We start from the raw sequence: 17,637 nt of genomic DNA on the forward strand, positions 1-17,637 counted from the left end.
TTTAGCGTTAGGTGCTCCCTGCGGAAGGGAGCCGTTGTGATGCCGGTGCGCCGGCCTGGGTTGGAGGGCATACCATGAGCCGTGACCCCTTGAATCGTGAGACCTACACCAGCGACGGGCTGGACGCCGACGACTTCGACAACCTGGACGCGGTCAACGACGATCAATACGCCAAGAGCAAACCCAGCAAGGCCGACACCCTGCGCGCACGGCGCCAGGTGGAAGCATGGCTAGAAGAGCGACGCCTGCAGCGTGCCATCAAAGACGACTGGGACGAAGAAGAGTAGCGCCTTACGGGTAGATGCTCTGTCGTTCGAACAGGGGGCAATCATTGGATTGCCCCTTTTCATTTAATTCAGCGCGTAATGGATTCAGGATAGCCTGGGTAGCCACCCAAACCTGCTTGTGGGAGGCCAATTCATTGGGCGACGGCCTGGGCAGGCACCGGTGCCTGAATCGTCGCGAGCTAAAGCTCCCTCCCACAACAACCCCCTCCCGCAGCAGTGAGTGCCTCCAGGCCAGCCTGTGGGAGGCCAATTTCATTGGGCGACTGTCTGGGCAGGCACTGGTACCTGAATCGTCGCGAGCTAAAGCCCCCTCCCACAACAGCAAAGTGGCTGGGGTGGGGCCTGTGAGTTCAGGATAGCCTGAGTAGCCACCCCAACCTGCCTGTGGGGGGCCAATAGATTCAAACCAGTCTGCGTAGAACTTTTCATTTCCGTACGTTTTTTCGTTTCATCCTGCTCACCTGACTCAGTACCGTGCGGCTGGCCTTTAGCCGCGCTGGGCACTATCATCTGTACACCAAGCCAGCACCGCTGGCCCCGCTTTTACCACAACCTAACGGATTTCCATGGCGCAATACGTATTCACCATGAATCGGGTTGGCAAAGTCGTGCCTCCCAAGAAGCAAATTCTCAAGGATATCTCGCTGTCGTTTTTCCCGGGGGCCAAGATTGGCGTACTGGGCTTGAACGGCGCTGGTAAATCCACGCTGCTGCGCATCATGGCCGGTGTCGATAAAGAGTTTGAAGGTGAAGCTCGTCCGATGCCCGGCATCAACGTGGGCTACTTGCCCCAAGAGCCGCAGTTGGACGACGAGAAAAACGTCCGAGATACCGTCGAGGAAGCGCTGGGTGCCCTCAAGGAAGCTCAGCAGAAACTGGATGCCGTGTACGCCGCTTACGCAGAACCGGATGCAGACTTCGATGCCCTCGCCAGCGAACAGGCGCGTCTCGAAAACATCATCGAAGCCGCCGACGCCCATAACATCGAGCGTAAGCTGGAAGTGGCCGCCGAAGCGCTGCGTCTGCCGCCCTGGGACGCCAAGGTAGGCAACCTTTCCGGAGGTGAGCGCCGCCGTGTTGCCCTCTGTCGCCTGCTGCTGTCCAGCCCGGACATGCTGCTACTGGACGAGCCTACCAACCACCTGGATGCGGAATCGGTGGCCTGGCTGGAGCGCTTCCTGCACGACTACAACGGCACCGTCGTGGCGATCACTCACGACCGCTATTTCCTGGACAACGTGGCGGGCTGGATTCTCGAGCTGGATCGTGGCCAGGGCATCCCCTTCGAAGGCAACTACTCTCAGTGGCTGGAGCAGAAAGAGCAGCGCCTGACCCAGGAAGCCAAGCAGGAAGCCTCGCGCCAGAAGGCCATCAAGCAGGAGCTGGAGTGGGTACGCAGCAACGCCAAAGGCCGCCAGGCAAAAAGCAAGGCGCGTCTCAATCGCTTTGAAGAGATGCAGTCCGGCGACTACCAGAAGCGCAACGAAACCAACGAAATCTACATTCCGCCTGGCCCGCGCCTGGGTGACAAGGTCATCGAATTCCACAACGTCACCAAGCGTTTCGATGACAAGCTGCTCTACCAGGACCTCTCCTTTACCATTCCCCAGGGGGCCATTGTCGGCATCGTCGGCGGTAACGGCGCGGGTAAATCGACGCTGTTCAAGCTGGTCACCGGCAAGGAGCAGCCAGATGCGGGCGACGTGGTAATCGGTGAAACCGTGGATATCGCCTACGTCGAGCAGTTGCGCGACGCGCTGGACGACAAGCAGACGGTCTGGGAAGCGGTATCCGACGGCCAGGACATTCTCAACATCAACGGCTACGAAGTCTCTTCGCGTGCCTACGTGGGTCGCTTCAACTTCAAGGGCAACGACCAGCAGAAGCGCCTGGATGAGCTGTCGGGCGGTGAGCGCGGGCGCCTGCAGCTGGCGCAAACCCTCAAGCAGGGTGCCAACGTATTGCTGCTGGACGAACCCTCCAACGACCTGGACATCGAGACACTGCGCGCCCTGGAAGAAGCCCTACTGGCCTTCCCCGGCTGCGCCATGGTGATCTCCCACGACCGTTGGTTCCTGGATCGTATCGCCACGCACATCCTGGCCTTCGAGGGCGACTCGGAAGTGGTGTTCTTCGATGGCAATTACACGGAATACGAAGAAGATCACAAGAAACGAGTCGGCAACGACACGCCGAAGCGCATGAAGTACAAGCGTATCGACGCTTGACCGCGGGCGCCTTTCGCCTGCTAAAGCGACCTCCCCCCAGTGCCTGGCAGGGCGGGTGTGGGAGGAAGCTTTAGCTCGCGATGGCTGACTTTGCCAGGGCGCCTGACGGCGCCCTTCGCCCGCCAAAGCGGCCTCCCACTAGTGCCTGGCATGGTGGGTGTGGGAGGGAGCTTTAGCTCGCGATGGCTGACTTTGCCAAGGCACTTGACGGCGCCCTTCGCCCGCCAAAGCGAGCCTCCCGCGTTAGACTTAGCCTGCAGGCCAAGTGAACTGGCGCCCGCCCATCAGGTGCATATGGATGTGGTAGACCGTCTGCCCGCCCATTTCGTTACAGTTCATGACCACCCGATAGCCGTCTTCGGCAAATCCCTGCTGTTTGGCCAACTGGGCAGCGGTATATTGCAAGCGGCCGATCACCGGCAGGTCGTCAGGCGCAATGTCATTGAGCGTGGCGATGTGCTTTTTAGGGATGATCAGCTGATGCGTAGGCGCCTGAGGGCTAATATCGTTAAAGGCAAGCACATGCTCGTCTTCGAAGACGATATCCGCAGGAATCTCGCGGTTGATGATTTTACAAAACAGGCACTCCATCGCAGCCTCCTTGGTATGGCGCGTTATTGTCAAAAGAGCCAGCTAAACGCGCCTATCGGAAACGGCGCTGAGCCAGCAGGTGGCGAACCAACGGGGCGAGGATCAACTCCACCGCCAACGACATGCGTGCACCGGGCACCACCAGCGTGTGGGGCCGCGTCATGAACGCATCCTTGATCATGGCCAGCAGCCAGGGGAAATCCACGGTCGAGGGGTCGCGAAAGCGAATCACCACGAAAGACTCGGCATCGGTCGGGATATCCTGCACCTCGAAGGGGTTGGAGGTGTCGACGGTAGGCACGCGCTGAAAGTTGATATGGGTACGCGAAAACTGCGGCTGGATATAGCGCACGTAATCGTCCATGCGTCCCAGAATGGTGTCGATGACCGCTTCCTGTGAGTAGCCACGCAGCTTGGTGTCACGATCGATCTTCTGAATCCACTCCAGGTTCATGGTCGGCGCAACGCCCACCAGCAAATCCACGTGCCGAGCTATGTCATACTCCTGAGTCACCAACCCGCCGTGCAGCCCTTCATAAAACAGCAGGTCGGTACCACAGGGCAGTGCCTGCCATTCGGTAAAGGTGCCCACTCGGTAACCGGCTTCGATCTTCTGCTTGTCCTCTGCATGGATGTAGTGCCGATAGGTGCCAGTGCCGTGTTCACCGTACTCGACGAACAGGCTTTCCAGACGATCCAGCAAGTTGGCCTCGACGGCAAAGTGAGAAAGCTCATCCTTGCGCTCGGGCTCTTCGCGGAAGATGCGCTTGAGGTCATCGCGGGTATAGCGATGGAAGGCATCACCATCCACCATGGCCGCGTGAACGTCTTCTCTTAGAAACATCCGTTCGAAGCTACGGCGCACCGTGGTGGTGCCAGCCCCAGAGGAGCCGGTGATGGCAATGATGGGATACTCTCGGGACATCAGCTACCCCTTGCCTCGGCGAGTGTCTGCTTCACCGCGTCAGGAATGGGCACCGGCTTGCCCGCCCCCAGATCCAGCAGCAGCTTGTTGATTCGGGCCGTGGCCACCACGGTCTCGCTGCCTTCCTTCAAGACACGCTGATAGACAGTCAGTGCCTTGCCCTGCGGTTCAGGCACCGCCGTCTCGATGACCAGCACCTCCGGGAAGCGCGCTTCCTGCTGATATTGTATCGCCAGGTCTACCACGACGCTGGGATAGCCGCCCATGTCCCACTCGGGCAAGTGCAGGCTACCCAGTGCTTGTGCCCTGGCTTCATGCAGCAGCGACACCAGGGCATCATGCCCCAGGTGGCGGCCGTAGTTCATGTCGGTCACCCGCACCGAGAGGGTATGGCGGTGGATCACCGCGTCTGCGGGAAATTCGATAGCAACGCGTTCCATGACGGCTCTCCTGCTTGGGTGACGAAAGAGGTCGTTAGTGATTCACTTCCCGGGCAATGGCGCGGAAGGCGATATCACGGCGGAACTCGGCGCCTTCCCACTGGATGGCCTTGACACCCTGATAGGCCTGCTGCTGAGCAGCCGACACGCTGTCGCCCAGCGCCGTGACACACAGTACGCGCCCCCCGGCCGTGGCGATCTCGCCTTCATCGGTCAGGGCAGTGCCCGCGTGGAACACCTTGCACTGGGCCTGTTCGGCATCGGCCAAGCCGTGAATCACATCGCCTTTACGATAGCTGCCGGGATAACCGCCCGCCGCCATGACCACGCCCACCGCCGCGCGGCTGTCCCATTCACACTGCTTGCCTGCCAGCTCGCCTTTAGCGCCCGCCAGACAAAGCTCCGCCAGATCCGACACCAGACGCATCATGATGGGCTGGGTTTCCGGGTCACCAAAGCGGCAGTTGTATTCGATCACTTTGGGTTGGCCCGCAGCGTCGATCATCAAACCGGCATACAGGAAGCCCGTGTACGCATTGCCCTCTTCAGCCATGCCTCGTACGGTAGGCAGGATCACCTGCTCCATGATGCGGGCATCCACCTCGGGCGTGACCACAGGCGCCGGTGAGTAAGCCCCCATGCCACCGGTATTGGGGCCGGTATCGCCATCGTAGGCACGCTTGTGATCCTGACTGGTGGCCATGGGCACGACATGCTCACCGTCGACCATGACAATGAAGCTGGCCTCTTCGCCATCCAGAAACTCTTCGATGACGACCCGCGCACCGGCATCGCCAAAGGCGTTGGCTTCCAGCATATCGCGAATGGCGGCTTCGGCTTCGGCTTCGCTCATGGCCACGATCACGCCCTTGCCGGCGGCCAGACCATCGGCCTTGATGACGATGGGCGCGCCCATGCGGGCCAGGTAGTCAAGCGCTGGCTCGACCGCCGTGAAGGTCTGGTAGTCGGCGGTGGGAATGGCGTGGCGGGCCAGGAAGTCCTTGGTGAAGGACTTGGAGCCTTCCAACTGAGCAGCCCCTTGGGTAGGGCCAAAGATGGCCAGGCCCGCTGCCTGAAATTGATCGACCACCCCTTCCACCAGCGGCGCTTCCGGGCCAACGACCGTCAGGGCGATCTGCTCTTGCTGAGCAAACGCCACCAGCGCAGGCAGGTCGGTTGCGGCAATGGCCACATTGCTCAGCTTGGGCTCCGTGGCCGTGCCTGCATTACCAGGCGCTACGAACACCTGCTCGACCTGGGGGGATTGGGCAAGCTTCCAGGCAAGGGCATGTTCACGACCACCGCCACCGATCATCAAAACTTTCATGGGTATCCTTCTCAAAACAGGAGAGCATCGATGGGCGCATTATGCCATAACGCAGCCGCTAGCGGGGCGCCAAGCGCTGTCTGAAACCCAGCGCTGTTGTGAAGCTAAGGCTTGCCATCCGTTGGGTCGTCGTCTTCCTTGGTGGAAGGCTGGTTGAGCGTGTTCTGCCAAAAGCGCATGTTCTCCTCGGCCAGTTCACGCATGAACTCCATGGGCGTATGCCGCATGGCCTGCTGCCACTGGCTCTGAAGGCGCTTCTGCTGCTCCAGCATCAGTTGAGTGCCCTGTTCCAGATAGCGCGCCAGAGGCAGCGGTGACGACATGTCATACACGCGAATCAACTGGGCCAGCAGGTCGTTGGAGAACACTTCCGCTTCACTATCGGCCTGCTCCTGTTCGATAATGATCGACAGTAGAATCGTGCGCGTGAGGTCTTCGCCACTTTTGGCATCTTCGACACGGAAAGGCTCTTCGTCGATAATCAGACGGCGCAAATCTTCCAGCGTCACGTAGCGGCTTTGTTGTGTGTCGTACAACCTGCGGTTGGCATATTTACGAATGACGCGCACAGCGTATCTCCTTAAACGCGATAAAGGCTTTTGTCGCCATGGCTGCTATTGTGCCTGCAACACACGCCCATGCAAGCCAGCTTAACGGATTAGTGCCGCGATGCGCGGCCCGCCCACGACTAATAGACGACCATCATGAATCTGATTTTGCTCGACCCCAGTGAGGTGAACGGCCAACAAGCCCGCCTGACCGACACCCGCCGCTTGACGCACCTGCGCGACGTACATCGTGCTCAGCCGGGGGATCAGCTGAGCGTGGGCGTTCAGGGAGGCAACATGGGCAAGGCCGAACTGATCGAACTGAGCGACAGCGGTGCCCTCTTCCACCTGGGCCCGCTGGAAACGCCTCCACCGCCCCCGCTACCGGTACATCTGGTACTGGCCCTGCCACGCCCGCGCATGCTGGCCCGCACGCTGGAGCACGTGACCGCGCTAGGCGTGAAACAGATTACCCTACTACACACCCAGCGGGTGGAGAAAAGCTACTGGCAATCGCCGGAGCTACGCCCAGAAAAGGTGCACCAGCATCTCCTGCTCGGGTTGGAGCAGGCACGCGACACGCAGCTCCCGCAGGTCACGCTGTGCAAGGGATTTCGCCCTTTTCTGGAAGATCACCTGAACGGCGTACTACACGAGCGACGGGGACTCGTCGCTCACCCTGGCATGCCCGACGCCTGCCCACGCGGCATCGACGAGCCCTGTGCACTTTTCGTGGGGCCAGAGGGGGGGTTTATCGAATGGGAAGTCGAGCAACTGCTGGCAGCAGGATGCAAGGGCATGCACCTGGGCCCGCGCATCCTGAGAGTAGAAACCGCCGTGACGGCGCTGCTGGCACGGCTGTTCTGACTCACCCTATTGATCAGGTTTGATCGTCTTCGGGGTCGTGGGGAACGTACTCGGCATCCTCCCCACACTCCGGTGACTGCAGGAACGTTCTACGCACGTCCAGTAACCCAAGATGGCTGATGGTGCGCCGCCCCAGCAGCAGCGGGTAAATCATCTCTTCGCGGTCGCGCAGGCTGAACTGCTCTTCATAGATGGTGTCGCCCATGCACACATCCATCAGCACCACGGGGCGTTCATCGCGCCCACCGGCGCCGCGCACGGTTTGCTCACGATACAGCGGACGTTCGATTTCGTCGCTAAAGGTCTCACCGCTGGCCTGATCCTCCAGCTTTAAGCGAAAGCGCACCCAGTCTTCGCCATCCTTCTCGAAAATCTCGATGTCACGGGCGTCCAACGACGAGGTCAGCGCACCGCTGTCCAGCTTGGCCTTGACGCCAATGCCCCAAGGCTCGATGAACGCATTCTCCACCCAGCCGAACACCTTGTCCTCAGCCTGTACGCTGGCACTCGCCATCAGCACACTCGCCAGAGCCGTCATGCCCATGGCCTTTCGCAATCTATTCACCATCGCAACGCATCCTTGATAGTTGGATTAAAAGGGTAGTGGAATTATGGCAGTCGCTCGAGCAGCGATTGAGTAGCAAAGCCATCTGGCACCAGCCCTTGATCACGCTGGAAGGCTCGCACACCTGCCTGGGTATTGGGTCCCATGATGCCATCGGCGGTGCCCACCGAATAACCGGCGTTGTTCAACCGCTGTTGCAGCGTTCTGACATCGTCGCGCGTCAAAGGTGCCTCATGAGTGGGCCAGGACTGAGTAATGCCCTGACGCCCGGCAATGGCATCGGCCAATGTCGCCACCGCCAACGCATAGCTGGTCGCATTGTTGTAGCGCAAAATGGCACGGAAGTTGGGGCCTACGATGAATGCTGGGCCACTGGCGCCTGCTGGCACGATGACGGCAGCGCTATCGAAAGCAGGCAAATCGCCATTCACTGCTCGTACGCCCTGCGCGGCCCATTGGGCCGAGCTCAAACGCTCGGTTTGCGAGTAGTCAAACGCATCAGGCAGCACCACTTCGGCTCCCCAGGGCTGGCCTGCTTGCCAACCGGCGCGGGCCAGGTAGTTGGCCGTCGAGGCCATGACATCGGGAATACTGCCCCAGATGTCACGCCGTCCATCGTTGTCACCGTCCACCGCATAGGCTTCGAAGCTGCTGGGGATGAACTGAGTATGCCCCATGGCCCCGGCCCAGGAGCCGCGCATCTCATCGGCGGCGATATCGCCCTGTTCGATGATACGCAGCGCTGCCAGAAGCTCTCCGCGGGCAAAGTCACGGCGACGGCCATCGTAGGCCAGAGTGGCGAGTGACTCCAGCGTCGAGAAATCACCAAAGTTGCTGCCATAGTTACTCTCGACACCCCAAATGGCGACGATGATTTCGGCAGGCACGCCATAGCGCTGCTGCATCTGTTGAGCAGTATCGCGATGCTGAGCATACTTTTCACGACCATTGGCAATGCGCGTACTGGACACTGCGCTATCGAGGTATTGCCAGATGGGCCTGACGAACTCGGGCTGATAACGATCCAGCTCGATCACGCGCTCGCGATAACGTACACCGTCCAGCGCTTTGGCCAGAGTGGCTTCACTGATCCCTTGATTGGCGGCGTAACGGCGAAAATCACTTAGCCACTGGTTGAAGCTGGCGTACTGCACCTGCTCAGCAGCACGGGCATCGACTTCGGTCATCAGTTGAGGGCTGGCCTGGGCAGTTTGCCCTCCCAGCGTTAGCGCCGCTGCCAGCATCAAGGCAGAGGTGAAGGTGGGCACGAAAGCGGGTGATACCTGGGATTTCAATAACATGTCATCGTCTCATGGCTGTCCTTGGCGTGGCTGTGATAATGGCTCAGAAACGGGTCTGATGCCAGCCTCACGCCATCAGGCGCCACAGCACCACAACGTGGGCAGCCCCCACGATACCGGTCAGCACACAGCGCAATCCCGTGTACCAGCGAGGAAAGCCATCACGGCCATCGCGACTGACATCGTAAAGCCCGATGAGCACGAAACCTGCCAGCAGCACCCACAGCCCCGTCACCACATCGAATAGCAACGCAGGCCAGGCAATCAGGCTCGGCACCATGGCCAGCAGCAGGCGCCTGGCGTTACCCAGCCGCGAGACCTGCAGCGCACTGCCCCAATGAACGCCACCCAGAAATGACAGAATCACCGCACTGTAGTAAGTAAACCCGTAAATCGCCGTGACCTGCCAGGCGGTAGGCGCCCACCATGCTGCGCCACTCGCCGCAATGAACGGGATCAGCCCAGCAAGGCCCAGCCCCCAGGCCAATCGGCGTTCACTCACAACGCTTCCTGCTTGCTTACTCATCCGTCTCCTCGAACTCTTCGGCAGCAATCAGCCAGCGGTGCCACTCACTTGGCATGACGCAGGGAGGATCGAACCTGGAAGGCGCCGCGCGCCAAGGCTGGTGCCGTTCGAGGCCAAAGGGCAAGGACTCGAGGGCGGGCAGCCAGTATGCGACATAGAGGCCTTTTGGGTCATAATGTCCTGCCTGCTTCAACACGTTGAAGTAGCGATCCTGCCGGGGATCTCGCCCTACTCCGGCGATATAGCGCCAATTACCCCAGTTACTGGCCACATCGTAATCGATCAGACAGTGCTCGAACCAGCCAGCGCCCAAACGCCAGTCCACGCCGAGATCCTTGACCAGGAAACTGGCCACGTTCTGGCGTGCGCGATTGGATATCCATCCGGTCCCTTTGAGCTCGATCATCGCCGCATCGATGAACGGGACCCCTGTCTTGCCATCGCGCCAACGGTTGAACGCCTCGTTAGGCACGGGGAGCTGCTCGCGGCCGAATAGCGCAGGGCCTTCCAGCTGCGCTGCACGGTGAAAGTAGTCACGCCACAATAGTTCGAACACGATCCAGTAGCTGGACTCGCAGCTACCATTGATGGCTTCCCAGGCCTTGACCTCACGGTGTACTTGCCGAGCTGAGAGGCAGCCTCTGGCCAGCCAGGGCGAAAACCGCGTCGAAAAAAAGCCACCCGAAGGTGGCCTTTAGCTAACTCGTTGATTAGCCGTCAATCAGGGTCCGTTGGTCGAGGTTGACGCTTGGCGTTTTCCTCGGTTTCCAGCCCACTCTTCAATTCATGGGTGAGTGGATCATAATTGGGCCTGAGCTCGTCCTTTACCGTACCGCTCCATAGGCGGGAGCCCACGAAGTAACCCGCCCTGCCAATCACGTGAGCGGCGATGGGGGCGGTAATCAAAATAAAGACGATGATCGCGAATGCCCGCGCCACCACCCCTACTTCGGCAAAGTGCATGGCAGCCGCCAGCATGATCAGGATCACCCCCAGTGCAGCCGCCTTGGTGGTAGCGTGCATACGGGTCAACAAATCGGGCAGCCGCAGCAAACCAATGGAGGCCAGCAGCATGAAGCTGGCGCCGGTCAGAACCAGCGTTCCCTTGACGAAATCAATCATCCCGCGGCCCTCCACGTTCCAGAAAGCGAGCAAACCCGATGGCGGCCAGGAAGCCCATCAGCGCAATGACGATGGCAGCATCCAGAAAGCTCGATACACCTGATTGTATGGCATATACCCCTACCAGCCCCACCACCGTGGTGGAAAACAGCTCCAGCGCCACCACTCGGTCCGGCAGGCTAGGGCCACGCACCACGCGCACGAAGGTCAGTATCAGGGCACAGCCCATCACGACCTGGCTAATCAAAATCACGGTATCCATCAGCGAAATAACTCCAGGGCTCGGTGCTCCATCTCTTTGAGGCTGCGTCTCAGTTCATCTTCATCGTCCAGGAACATGGCATGGATATAGAGCACACGGCGATCATCGGAGACGTCCAGGCTCAAGGTACCTGGCGTCAGCGAAATCAGATTGGCCACCATGGTGATCTCCATTTCCGTGCGAGCGGCCAGCGGAAAGGCAATCACCCCAGGCTGCATGTGCCACGGCGGCGTCAGGATGTCGAAGGCGACGCGCAGATTGGCCTGCACCAGCTCTTTCATGAAGAAGCCAATGAAGCCGATGATGCGCGGCACTCGCGAAGGGTAGCCTTTCAGCGCTTCAACCTGAGGTTCGATCAACACCAGCGCAATATAACCAAACACCATGCCTACCAGCAGGTTCAAGCCCGAGAAATCACCGCTCAACAGTACCCAGGCCAAGCCAAGTAACAAGTTCCAAATTGCACCGGTCATGGAGCATCCTCCTGAACGTCACTCGCCTGATCCACACCTGCCTCTGCTGCTTCCAACAGCGCATCGATGACACTTGCCGACTCACCGAGCACGGCTTCAATGTAGCCTGCCGGGTTCATCAATTGATCGCCAACTTGATTCATGACCTGCATGATGGGCTCGGCGAACACACCCACCAGCAGCGACATCATGGCCAACACGATCACCGGCAGATACATCATCCACAAGCTCGGCTTGAGCATACGGCCGTCATCGCCCGTGGGCGTTTGGGTTGCAGGCACCTTGTTCTCTTCCGGGAGGGCTTTCCAGAACACTTCGTTCCAGATCTTGACCATCGAGTAGAGGGTCATCAAGCCCACGGCCAAAGCGATGCCGGTGGCCACATAGGCGCCCGCTTCCAGGCCTGCTCGCACCAGTACGAACTTGGCGAAGAAACCGGACAGCGGCGGAATGCCCGCCAACGAGAAAGCCGAGATAAAGAACGCCACGGCGAGCCAGGGGCGCTCGCGATACAGCCCGCCCATCTTCTTGAGCTGGTAGGTGCCCTGCAAGCGATGCGTGATACCACTGATCAGGAACAGATTCGTTTTCACGATGATATTGTGCATGATCGCAAACACGCCACCGGCGATGGCCAGCGGGGTATAGAGCGCCAGACCAAGAATCATGTAGCCAATCTGGCTGACGATGTGAAACGAGAGAATACGGCGGAACTCATACTGCGCCGCCGCCCCCAGCACGCCGGTCACCATGGTCAAGACTGCCCCCCACAACATGATGTCCTGGAGATAGCCCATGGTCTGATCGAAGATCAGCGTGAAGACGCGGAACAGCGAGTACACCCCGACCTTCGTCAGCAGCCCGGCAAACAGCGCCGATACCGCCACGGGCGGCGTGTGATACGACGCGGGCAGCCAGAAGAACAGCGGAAACGCGGCCGCCTTGATACCAAAGGCCACCATGAACATCACGGCCAGCACTTCTACCATGCCGCTGTGCTCGGCCTCATCCATGCGCAGGGCGATGTCGGCCATGTTCAGCGAGCCGACCGTGCCATACAGCAAGCCAATCGCGGTCAGGAAGATCACCGAGGCCAACAGGTTCAGCGTCACATACTTGATGGCACCTTCCATCTGGGCACGCTCTCCCCCCAGAATCAGTAGGGCAAACGACGCCACCAGCATCACTTCGAACCACACATAGAGGTTGAACATGTCGCCGGTCAGGAAGGCTCCGGCCACACCGGCCAGCAGCAGATGCATCAGCGGGTAGTAGCCAAACTTTTCATGACCACGCCCGGTGGTGGCCAGTGAGTAGATGCCCATGGCCAAGCCGATGATGCCGGTCATCAGGATCATCACGGCACTGAGCATGTCCGCCACCAGGGTAATGCCGAAGGGCGCAGGCCAGTTACCCATCTGCATGGTGACATAGCCATCTGTCAGTACCGCGACGAACAGCCAAAGACTGACGCCCAGCAGCGCAACGTTGCCAGCAACGGCCACAAAGCGCTGCATGGGCCGCGACCGCCAGAACAGCAGCGATATCGCCCCCGAAAGCAGAGGCAACAGAACGGGAAGTGCAACTTCAGGCCTCACGTGTCGGTATCCTTCATCTTGTCCAAATCATCTGCCTTCACGATCTCATAGGCACGGCGAATCAGTACGACGGCAAATGCCAGTACGCCAAACGCGATGACGATGGCGGTCAGCACCACTGCCTGGGGCAGCGGGTCAGCCACGGGCCCCAATGGCTGCAGCATGCCCTCGGGAATCAGCGGTGGCGCGCCACGGGTCATGCCTGCGGTGGTAAAAATCAACAAGTTGGCGCCGTTGGAAAGCAGCAGCAAACCGATCACCAGCTTGACGATCGAACGTCGCAGCATCATGAATACGGCAGTGGCGTACAGCAAACCAATCGCCAGGGCCATTAACGGTTCCATGGGGAGCCTCCTATGTTATCCGGGGTATGCAGCTCAAGGCTCATCCTTGTCCACCTCCATTAACGCCATGACCATGCCCATGACGGAACCCAGCACCGCCAGATAGACGCCCACATCGAAGATCAGCGGCGTAGAGGCCTTGAAGTCGATGCCTGGGATCGTCCACCACTGTGCGGTCAAGAAAGGTTCGCCCATGAACCAGGCGGGCACCACCGAGATCATGCCCAACAGCAGGCCCGCACCGACCAGGTCGCGGGGGTCGACCATGCGCAGCACTTCTCGGGTGGCGCTGGCACCAAAAGCAAACAGATAAAGCGCAAACGCCCCAGCCGCCACCAGCCCGGCAATGAAGCCACCGCCGGGCTCGTCATGGCCACGCAGCAACAGAAAAATAGAGAACATCAATTGCAGCGGCATTAAAAAGCGTGCCGCCGTATTGAGAATGATCGTACCTGACTTAACCATCGTAGGGCTCCTTGACGCTGCTCTTCTCCGCCTCTACTGATTTGCCCTGAGGGCCATCGTGACGCAGTTTCAACATGGCAATGACACCAATGGCGGCCAACGCCAGCACGAACATTTCGCCCAGCGTATCCAGGGCGCGGTAGTCCACCAGAATCACGTTGACGATGTTACGGCCATGGGCCAGTGGCGCGCTGTTCTCGACCATGTACGTGGAAATGGTTTCGAACTGGTCGATGCTCCATGCCGTCATGATCAACAGGAAGATCATGACCCCCATGGCAGCTGCCACGACCCCATCGCGCACGCGCTCGAGGCTGGTCGAGAGGTTGGAGTAACGCGGCAAGCGGAACAGCACCAGCACCAGCAGAATGACCGTCATGGTCTCTACCAGCAGCTGGGTGATGCCGAGATCGGGGGCACTGAAGAGAATGAAGATCAGCGCAATCGAGAAGCCCATGATGCCAACCGACACCACGGCTCCCAGGCGCGAGCGCGAGATGGTGGCAAAAATTGCCCCCATGGCCATGGTACCGACCACGATGATTTCATGGAAACGCACGTCCAGCGTCAGCGCCAGCTGGGGCGAGTGGCGCAGCAGAATCGAATTACCGATCAGGCCGATCAACACCACCAGCATCACCAGAATGTAATTACGCATGTAGCCATTCTGCAGAATGTGGGTCTGCCACTCGGAGAAGCGTACGACGCCATTCATGAAGCCTTCATAGCCTGCTTCCGGCCCATAGCGCATGACCGGTGCCAATCGCGCCAAATGACTGCGCACATCGTCCCAACGCTTGAACAGCAAAAAGCCCAGCGCCATGCTCACCAGCGACATGATCAGCGCCACGTTGATACCGTGCCACAGCGACAGGGTAACCGTCAGCGCATCGCCCACTACCGAAGTGGCCGCTGCGGTCAGCAGTGCATCCACCCCCAGCAGCGCGGGCGCCAGCCCCAGCAGTAGCGAGCCACCGGCCAACAGAGCTGGCCCCACCAGCATGCTCAACGGCGCTTCATGGGCGACCTTGGGGGTGGCATGCTGCACGCCAAAGAAAGGGCGCAGCGCAATGATGGCCGCCACGGCAATGGTCAGAATGGCCGAGAAGAACGCAAACAGCACCAGCATCAGACGCACGCTGTCGGCGCCCAGGGCAGCCTCCAGCATCAGCTCCTTGCCAATGAAACCGAACAGCGGCGGCACCCCGGCCAACGACAGCGCCGCCACGAAGGCAATCGTCGCCGTCACGGGCATGGCTCGCCGTAAGCCCCCCATGGCCGTGACATCCTTGGTACCCGTTTCATGGTCCAGAATACCCGCCACCATGAAGAGCGCACCTTTGTACATGGAGTGCGCCAGCAGGAAGGTGACGAACGCCGTCATGGCATAGTCGGAGCCAATGCCCAGCAGCATGGTCAAGGTGCCCAGCGCCATGATCGTCGAGTAGGCCAGCAGCTTCTTGATATTGGTGTGGTGGATCGCCAGGAAGGCGCCCGTCAGCATGGTGGTCGCACCCACCACCGAGAGAATACCCACCCACATGCCGGTACCGCCCAGCTCGGGCTGCAGGCGCGCCAGCAGGTAGATACCCGCCTTGACCATGGTGGCCGAGTGCAGGTAAGCCGATACGGGCGTTGGCGCCGCCATGGCGTTCGGCAGCCAGAAATGAAACGGAAACTGCGCCGACTTGGTGAACGCACCGAGCAGCAGGCAGATCAACATGGGCGTATAGAGCGCATGCTCGCGCAGGTTGTCGTCGGACTGCAGAATCTCGCTCAGCGACCAGCTGCCGCTGGCCACACCCAGCAGGACCAGTCCCGCCATCAGCGCAAGCCCACCGGCCACGGTCACGAACAAGCCTTGGCGAGCCGACTTTCTGGCCTCGATATCGTTATGGTTGAAGCCGATCAACAGATACGAGGTGATACTGGTCAGTTCCCAGAACACAAACAGGGTCAACAGGCCATCGGCCATGACCAGCCCCATCATGGAGGCCATGAAGGCCACCAGCGCCAGATGGAAGCGGGCAATATCCGGATGGCCTTTCAAGTACCCGCCAGCATAGATCAGTACGCAAGTACCGATGACGGAAATCAGCAGGCCAAACAGCAGCGACAAGCCATCCAGCAAAAAGCTCAGGCTGATCCCCAGCGACGGCACCCACGCCCACTCCAGCAGCTGCGGCCCTTCACTCAGCACCACCGGGGCCTGGCCAATCAGCCACGCGGCCATCAGCGCTGGAAATAGCGCCAGCACCAGGCTGGTTCGTTCCCTACACCAGAGGTTGAGCAGCGGTGACGACGCTGCCAGCACGAAGCCTATTAAAACGGCAAATTGCATCCGGCGTTCTCTCCCTAAAATAAGCGCAAACTATTCCCGTGAGCGGTGCATGGTACGACATGTGCCGCTTAAACGTTGAATAAATGTGATTTTATATGCACAAACCTTATACCAGCCCTTCGAAAAACTCCAGCCACCTCGCTGGCATAAAAAGCCGCTCGGCCAGTGGCCAAAGCGGCGTCAGCGCGAGCAGAAATCTTACTTAGCGGGCACGGGCAACCAGCCCAACAGCTCATTGTTGACCACGGCCAACAGGGCATCGATATGATCATCGCGATCATTCAGGCAAGGAATATAGCTGAACGTCTCGCCACCGGCCTCCATGAAACTGTCGTGAATCTCCTCCTTGATCTCTTCGAGGGTTTCCACACAGTCGGAGGAGAAAGCAGGTGACAGAATGGCAATGTGCTTGTGGCCCTGCCTGGCCAGCTCGGCCACATGATCCACGGTTTGCGGGCCTACCCACTTTTCCGGGCCAAACTGTGACTGGAAGGCGGTATCGACCTCCTCCTTGCTCAACCCCAGACGCTCACGCAGCAGGCGCGTGGTTTTCTGGCACTGGCAATGGTAGGGGTCGCCTTCCATCAGATAGCGTTCCGGCACACCGTGGTAGCTGGCCACGAGCTTGGTGGGACGGCTTTCAAAGCCGTCGTACGCCTCTTGCACCGAGTTGGCCAGCGCCTGGATGTACGCAGGGTGTTCAAAGTAGGCCGGCACCGTGCGCAGGTAGGGCTGCCACTTCATCTTCATCAGCGTGCGAAAGGCCTGATCGTTGGCGGTAGCCGTGGTGGGCGAGCCGTACTGCGGGTAGAGCGGGAAGAACACGATGCGCTCGCAGCCCTTCTCTTTCATGCGATTCAGCACGCTTTCCGTGGAAGGGTTGCCATAGCGCATGCAGAAATCGACCTCGACACTGTCGCCATACAGCGCTTTCAGCCGGGCGGTCATCTTTTCCGTTTGTGCACGGGTAATGGTCAGCAGCGGGCTCTCGTCTTTTTCGGTGTTCCAGATGCTTTTGTAGGCATGGCCCGACGTAAAGGGGCGCTTGGTCAGAATGATGAGCTGCAGCAGCGGTTGCCATTTCCAACCCGCATAGTCCACGACCCGCTTATCCGACAGGAATTCGTTGAGATAGCGCCGCATGGACCAGTAGTCAGTCGCATCGGGCGTCCCCAGATTGGCCAGCACCACGCCCACCTTGGCGGGGGCAACCGGAGGATGACTGCTTGGCGCGTGGGCCAAGCGCCCTTCACCGGGTTGATCCTTTACAACGCTGTCGGCCATCTCACTTACTCCTGGGGGCTGTCGATCATTCACAATGGTCTAAATCTTATCACTTTTCAGCAAAGACGCGGAATAAAGTTATACTATCAACATAATTTGTATAACTACAGGCGAACTCATGTCCAAGCCTTTGCTACTCATTC

19 protein-coding genes and 1 pseudogene are annotated in these 17,637 nt (G+C 59.6%); 3 read left to right on the plus strand and 17 right to left on the minus strand.

The features are described 5' to 3' along the window. The first annotated feature begins 74 nt into the window (after positions 1 to 74). Together CWI66_RS06760 and ettA are read left to right on the plus strand one after the other, a co-directional pair. Entirely contained in the window at positions 75 to 287 is a 213-nt protein-coding gene (locus CWI66_RS06760; RefSeq protein WP_016916581.1) for a PA3496 family putative envelope integrity protein, read from the plus strand. Between the two features lie 566 nt (positions 288 to 853). Further along, the gene (gene ettA, locus CWI66_RS06765) at positions 854 to 2,515 is read left to right on the plus strand and encodes an energy-dependent translational throttle protein EttA (protein WP_016916580.1); all 1,662 of its coding nucleotides are present in this window, start codon (positions 854 to 856) and stop codon (positions 2,513 to 2,515) included. 249 nt (positions 2,516 to 2,764) lie between these two features. Here the strand turns inward: ettA and CWI66_RS06770 are convergent, their stop codons facing one another. The 5 genes from CWI66_RS06770 to phaR form a co-directional block, all read right to left on the minus strand. Further along, complete coding sequence (locus tag CWI66_RS06770; protein WP_039182057.1) at positions 2,765 to 3,106, minus strand: histidine triad nucleotide-binding protein; 342 nt, start codon at positions 3,104 to 3,106, stop codon at positions 2,765 to 2,767. A 52-nt stretch (positions 3,107 to 3,158) separates the two neighbouring features. Further along, positions 3,159 to 4,031 carry a phosphoribulokinase gene (locus CWI66_RS06775; protein WP_100731274.1) on the minus strand — a complete coding sequence of 291 codons (873 nt, stop codon included), beginning with the start codon at positions 4,029 to 4,031 and terminating at the stop codon, positions 3,159 to 3,161. After that, positions 4,031 to 4,471, minus strand: a complete 441-nt coding sequence (locus CWI66_RS06780) for an acyl-CoA thioesterase (RefSeq protein ID WP_016916577.1) — start codon at positions 4,469 to 4,471, stop codon at positions 4,031 to 4,033. Before CWI66_RS06780 ends, CWI66_RS06775 begins: the two co-directional genes overlap by 1 nt. A gap of 34 nt (positions 4,472 to 4,505) precedes the next feature. Then, entirely contained in the window at positions 4,506 to 5,798 is a 1,293-nt protein-coding gene (purD, locus tag CWI66_RS06785) for a phosphoribosylamine--glycine ligase (RefSeq protein ID WP_100731275.1), read from the minus strand. Positions 5,799 to 5,902: 104 nt separating this feature from the next. Then, a complete protein-coding gene (gene phaR, locus CWI66_RS06790; protein ID WP_016916575.1) occupies positions 5,903 to 6,367 on the minus strand; it encodes a polyhydroxyalkanoate synthesis repressor PhaR in 465 nt (154 codons plus the stop codon). A gap of 135 nt (positions 6,368 to 6,502) precedes the next feature. Here phaR and CWI66_RS06795 point away from each other — a divergent pair, with 135 nt between their 5' ends. After that, on the plus strand, positions 6,503 to 7,213 hold the full coding sequence (locus CWI66_RS06795; RefSeq protein ID WP_100731276.1) for a 16S rRNA (uracil(1498)-N(3))-methyltransferase: 711 nt from the start codon (positions 6,503 to 6,505) through the stop codon (positions 7,211 to 7,213). A 13-nt stretch (positions 7,214 to 7,226) separates the two neighbouring features. Here CWI66_RS06795 and rloA3 read toward each other — a convergent pair whose 3' ends face one another. The 12 genes and pseudogenes from rloA3 to hemH form a co-directional block, all read right to left on the minus strand. Further along, a complete protein-coding gene (rloA3, locus tag CWI66_RS06800) occupies positions 7,227 to 7,757 on the minus strand; it encodes a retropepsin-like aspartic peptidase RloA3 (protein ID WP_100731277.1) in 531 nt (176 codons plus the stop codon). Between the two features lie 65 nt (positions 7,758 to 7,822). Next, positions 7,823 to 9,022 (minus strand): lytic murein transglycosylase, encoded by a 1,200-nt coding sequence (locus tag CWI66_RS06805; protein ID WP_232710783.1) that lies wholly within the window; start codon positions 9,020 to 9,022, stop codon positions 7,823 to 7,825. A 124-nt stretch (positions 9,023 to 9,146) separates the two neighbouring features. Further along, positions 9,147 to 9,581 carry a DUF3429 domain-containing protein gene (locus CWI66_RS06810; RefSeq protein ID WP_100731279.1) on the minus strand — a complete coding sequence of 145 codons (435 nt, stop codon included), beginning with the start codon at positions 9,579 to 9,581 and terminating at the stop codon, positions 9,147 to 9,149. Between the two features lie 16 nt (positions 9,582 to 9,597). Beyond that, a pseudogene (locus CWI66_RS06815) lies at positions 9,598 to 10,287 on the minus strand (FAD-binding domain-containing protein); the annotation flags it as partial. 35 nt (positions 10,288 to 10,322) lie between these two features. Beyond that, positions 10,323 to 10,727 (minus strand): monovalent cation/H(+) antiporter subunit G, encoded by a 405-nt coding sequence (mnhG, locus tag CWI66_RS06820; RefSeq protein WP_039182037.1) that lies wholly within the window; start codon positions 10,725 to 10,727, stop codon positions 10,323 to 10,325. After that, entirely contained in the window at positions 10,720 to 10,989 is a 270-nt protein-coding gene (locus CWI66_RS06825; RefSeq protein WP_016916568.1) for a monovalent cation/H+ antiporter complex subunit F, read from the minus strand. Before CWI66_RS06825 ends, mnhG begins: the two co-directional genes overlap by 8 nt. After that, entirely contained in the window at positions 10,989 to 11,462 is a 474-nt protein-coding gene (locus CWI66_RS06830) for a Na+/H+ antiporter subunit E (protein ID WP_100731280.1), read from the minus strand. Before CWI66_RS06830 ends, CWI66_RS06825 begins: the two co-directional genes overlap by 1 nt. Further along, the gene (locus CWI66_RS06835) at positions 11,459 to 13,060 is read right to left on the minus strand and encodes a Na+/H+ antiporter subunit D (RefSeq protein ID WP_100731281.1); all 1,602 of its coding nucleotides are present in this window, start codon (positions 13,058 to 13,060) and stop codon (positions 11,459 to 11,461) included. The genes CWI66_RS06830 and CWI66_RS06835 overlap by 4 nt, the downstream gene beginning before the upstream one ends. Then, positions 13,057 to 13,404, minus strand: coding sequence for a Na+/H+ antiporter subunit C (locus tag CWI66_RS06840; RefSeq protein ID WP_039182023.1), 348 nt, complete (start codon positions 13,402 to 13,404; stop codon positions 13,057 to 13,059). Before CWI66_RS06840 ends, CWI66_RS06835 begins: the two co-directional genes overlap by 4 nt. Positions 13,405 to 13,437: 33 nt before the next feature. Then, entirely contained in the window at positions 13,438 to 13,869 is a 432-nt protein-coding gene (locus CWI66_RS06845) for a Na+/H+ antiporter subunit B (protein WP_100731282.1), read from the minus strand. Further along, positions 13,862 to 16,210: a putative monovalent cation/H+ antiporter subunit A gene (locus CWI66_RS06850; RefSeq protein WP_100731283.1), complete on the minus strand. Its 2,349-nt coding sequence runs from the start codon at positions 16,208 to 16,210 to the stop codon at positions 13,862 to 13,864. Before CWI66_RS06850 ends, CWI66_RS06845 begins: the two co-directional genes overlap by 8 nt. A 198-nt stretch (positions 16,211 to 16,408) precedes the next feature. Next, on the minus strand, positions 16,409 to 17,494 hold the full coding sequence (gene hemH / locus CWI66_RS06855) for a ferrochelatase (RefSeq protein WP_100731284.1): 1,086 nt from the start codon (positions 17,492 to 17,494) through the stop codon (positions 16,409 to 16,411). Positions 17,495 to 17,637 lie beyond the last annotated feature (143 nt).

Source organism: Halomonas sp. 141 (assembly GCF_002810305.1).
Classification (GTDB): Bacteria; Pseudomonadota; Gammaproteobacteria; order Pseudomonadales; family Halomonadaceae; genus Vreelandella; species Vreelandella stevensii.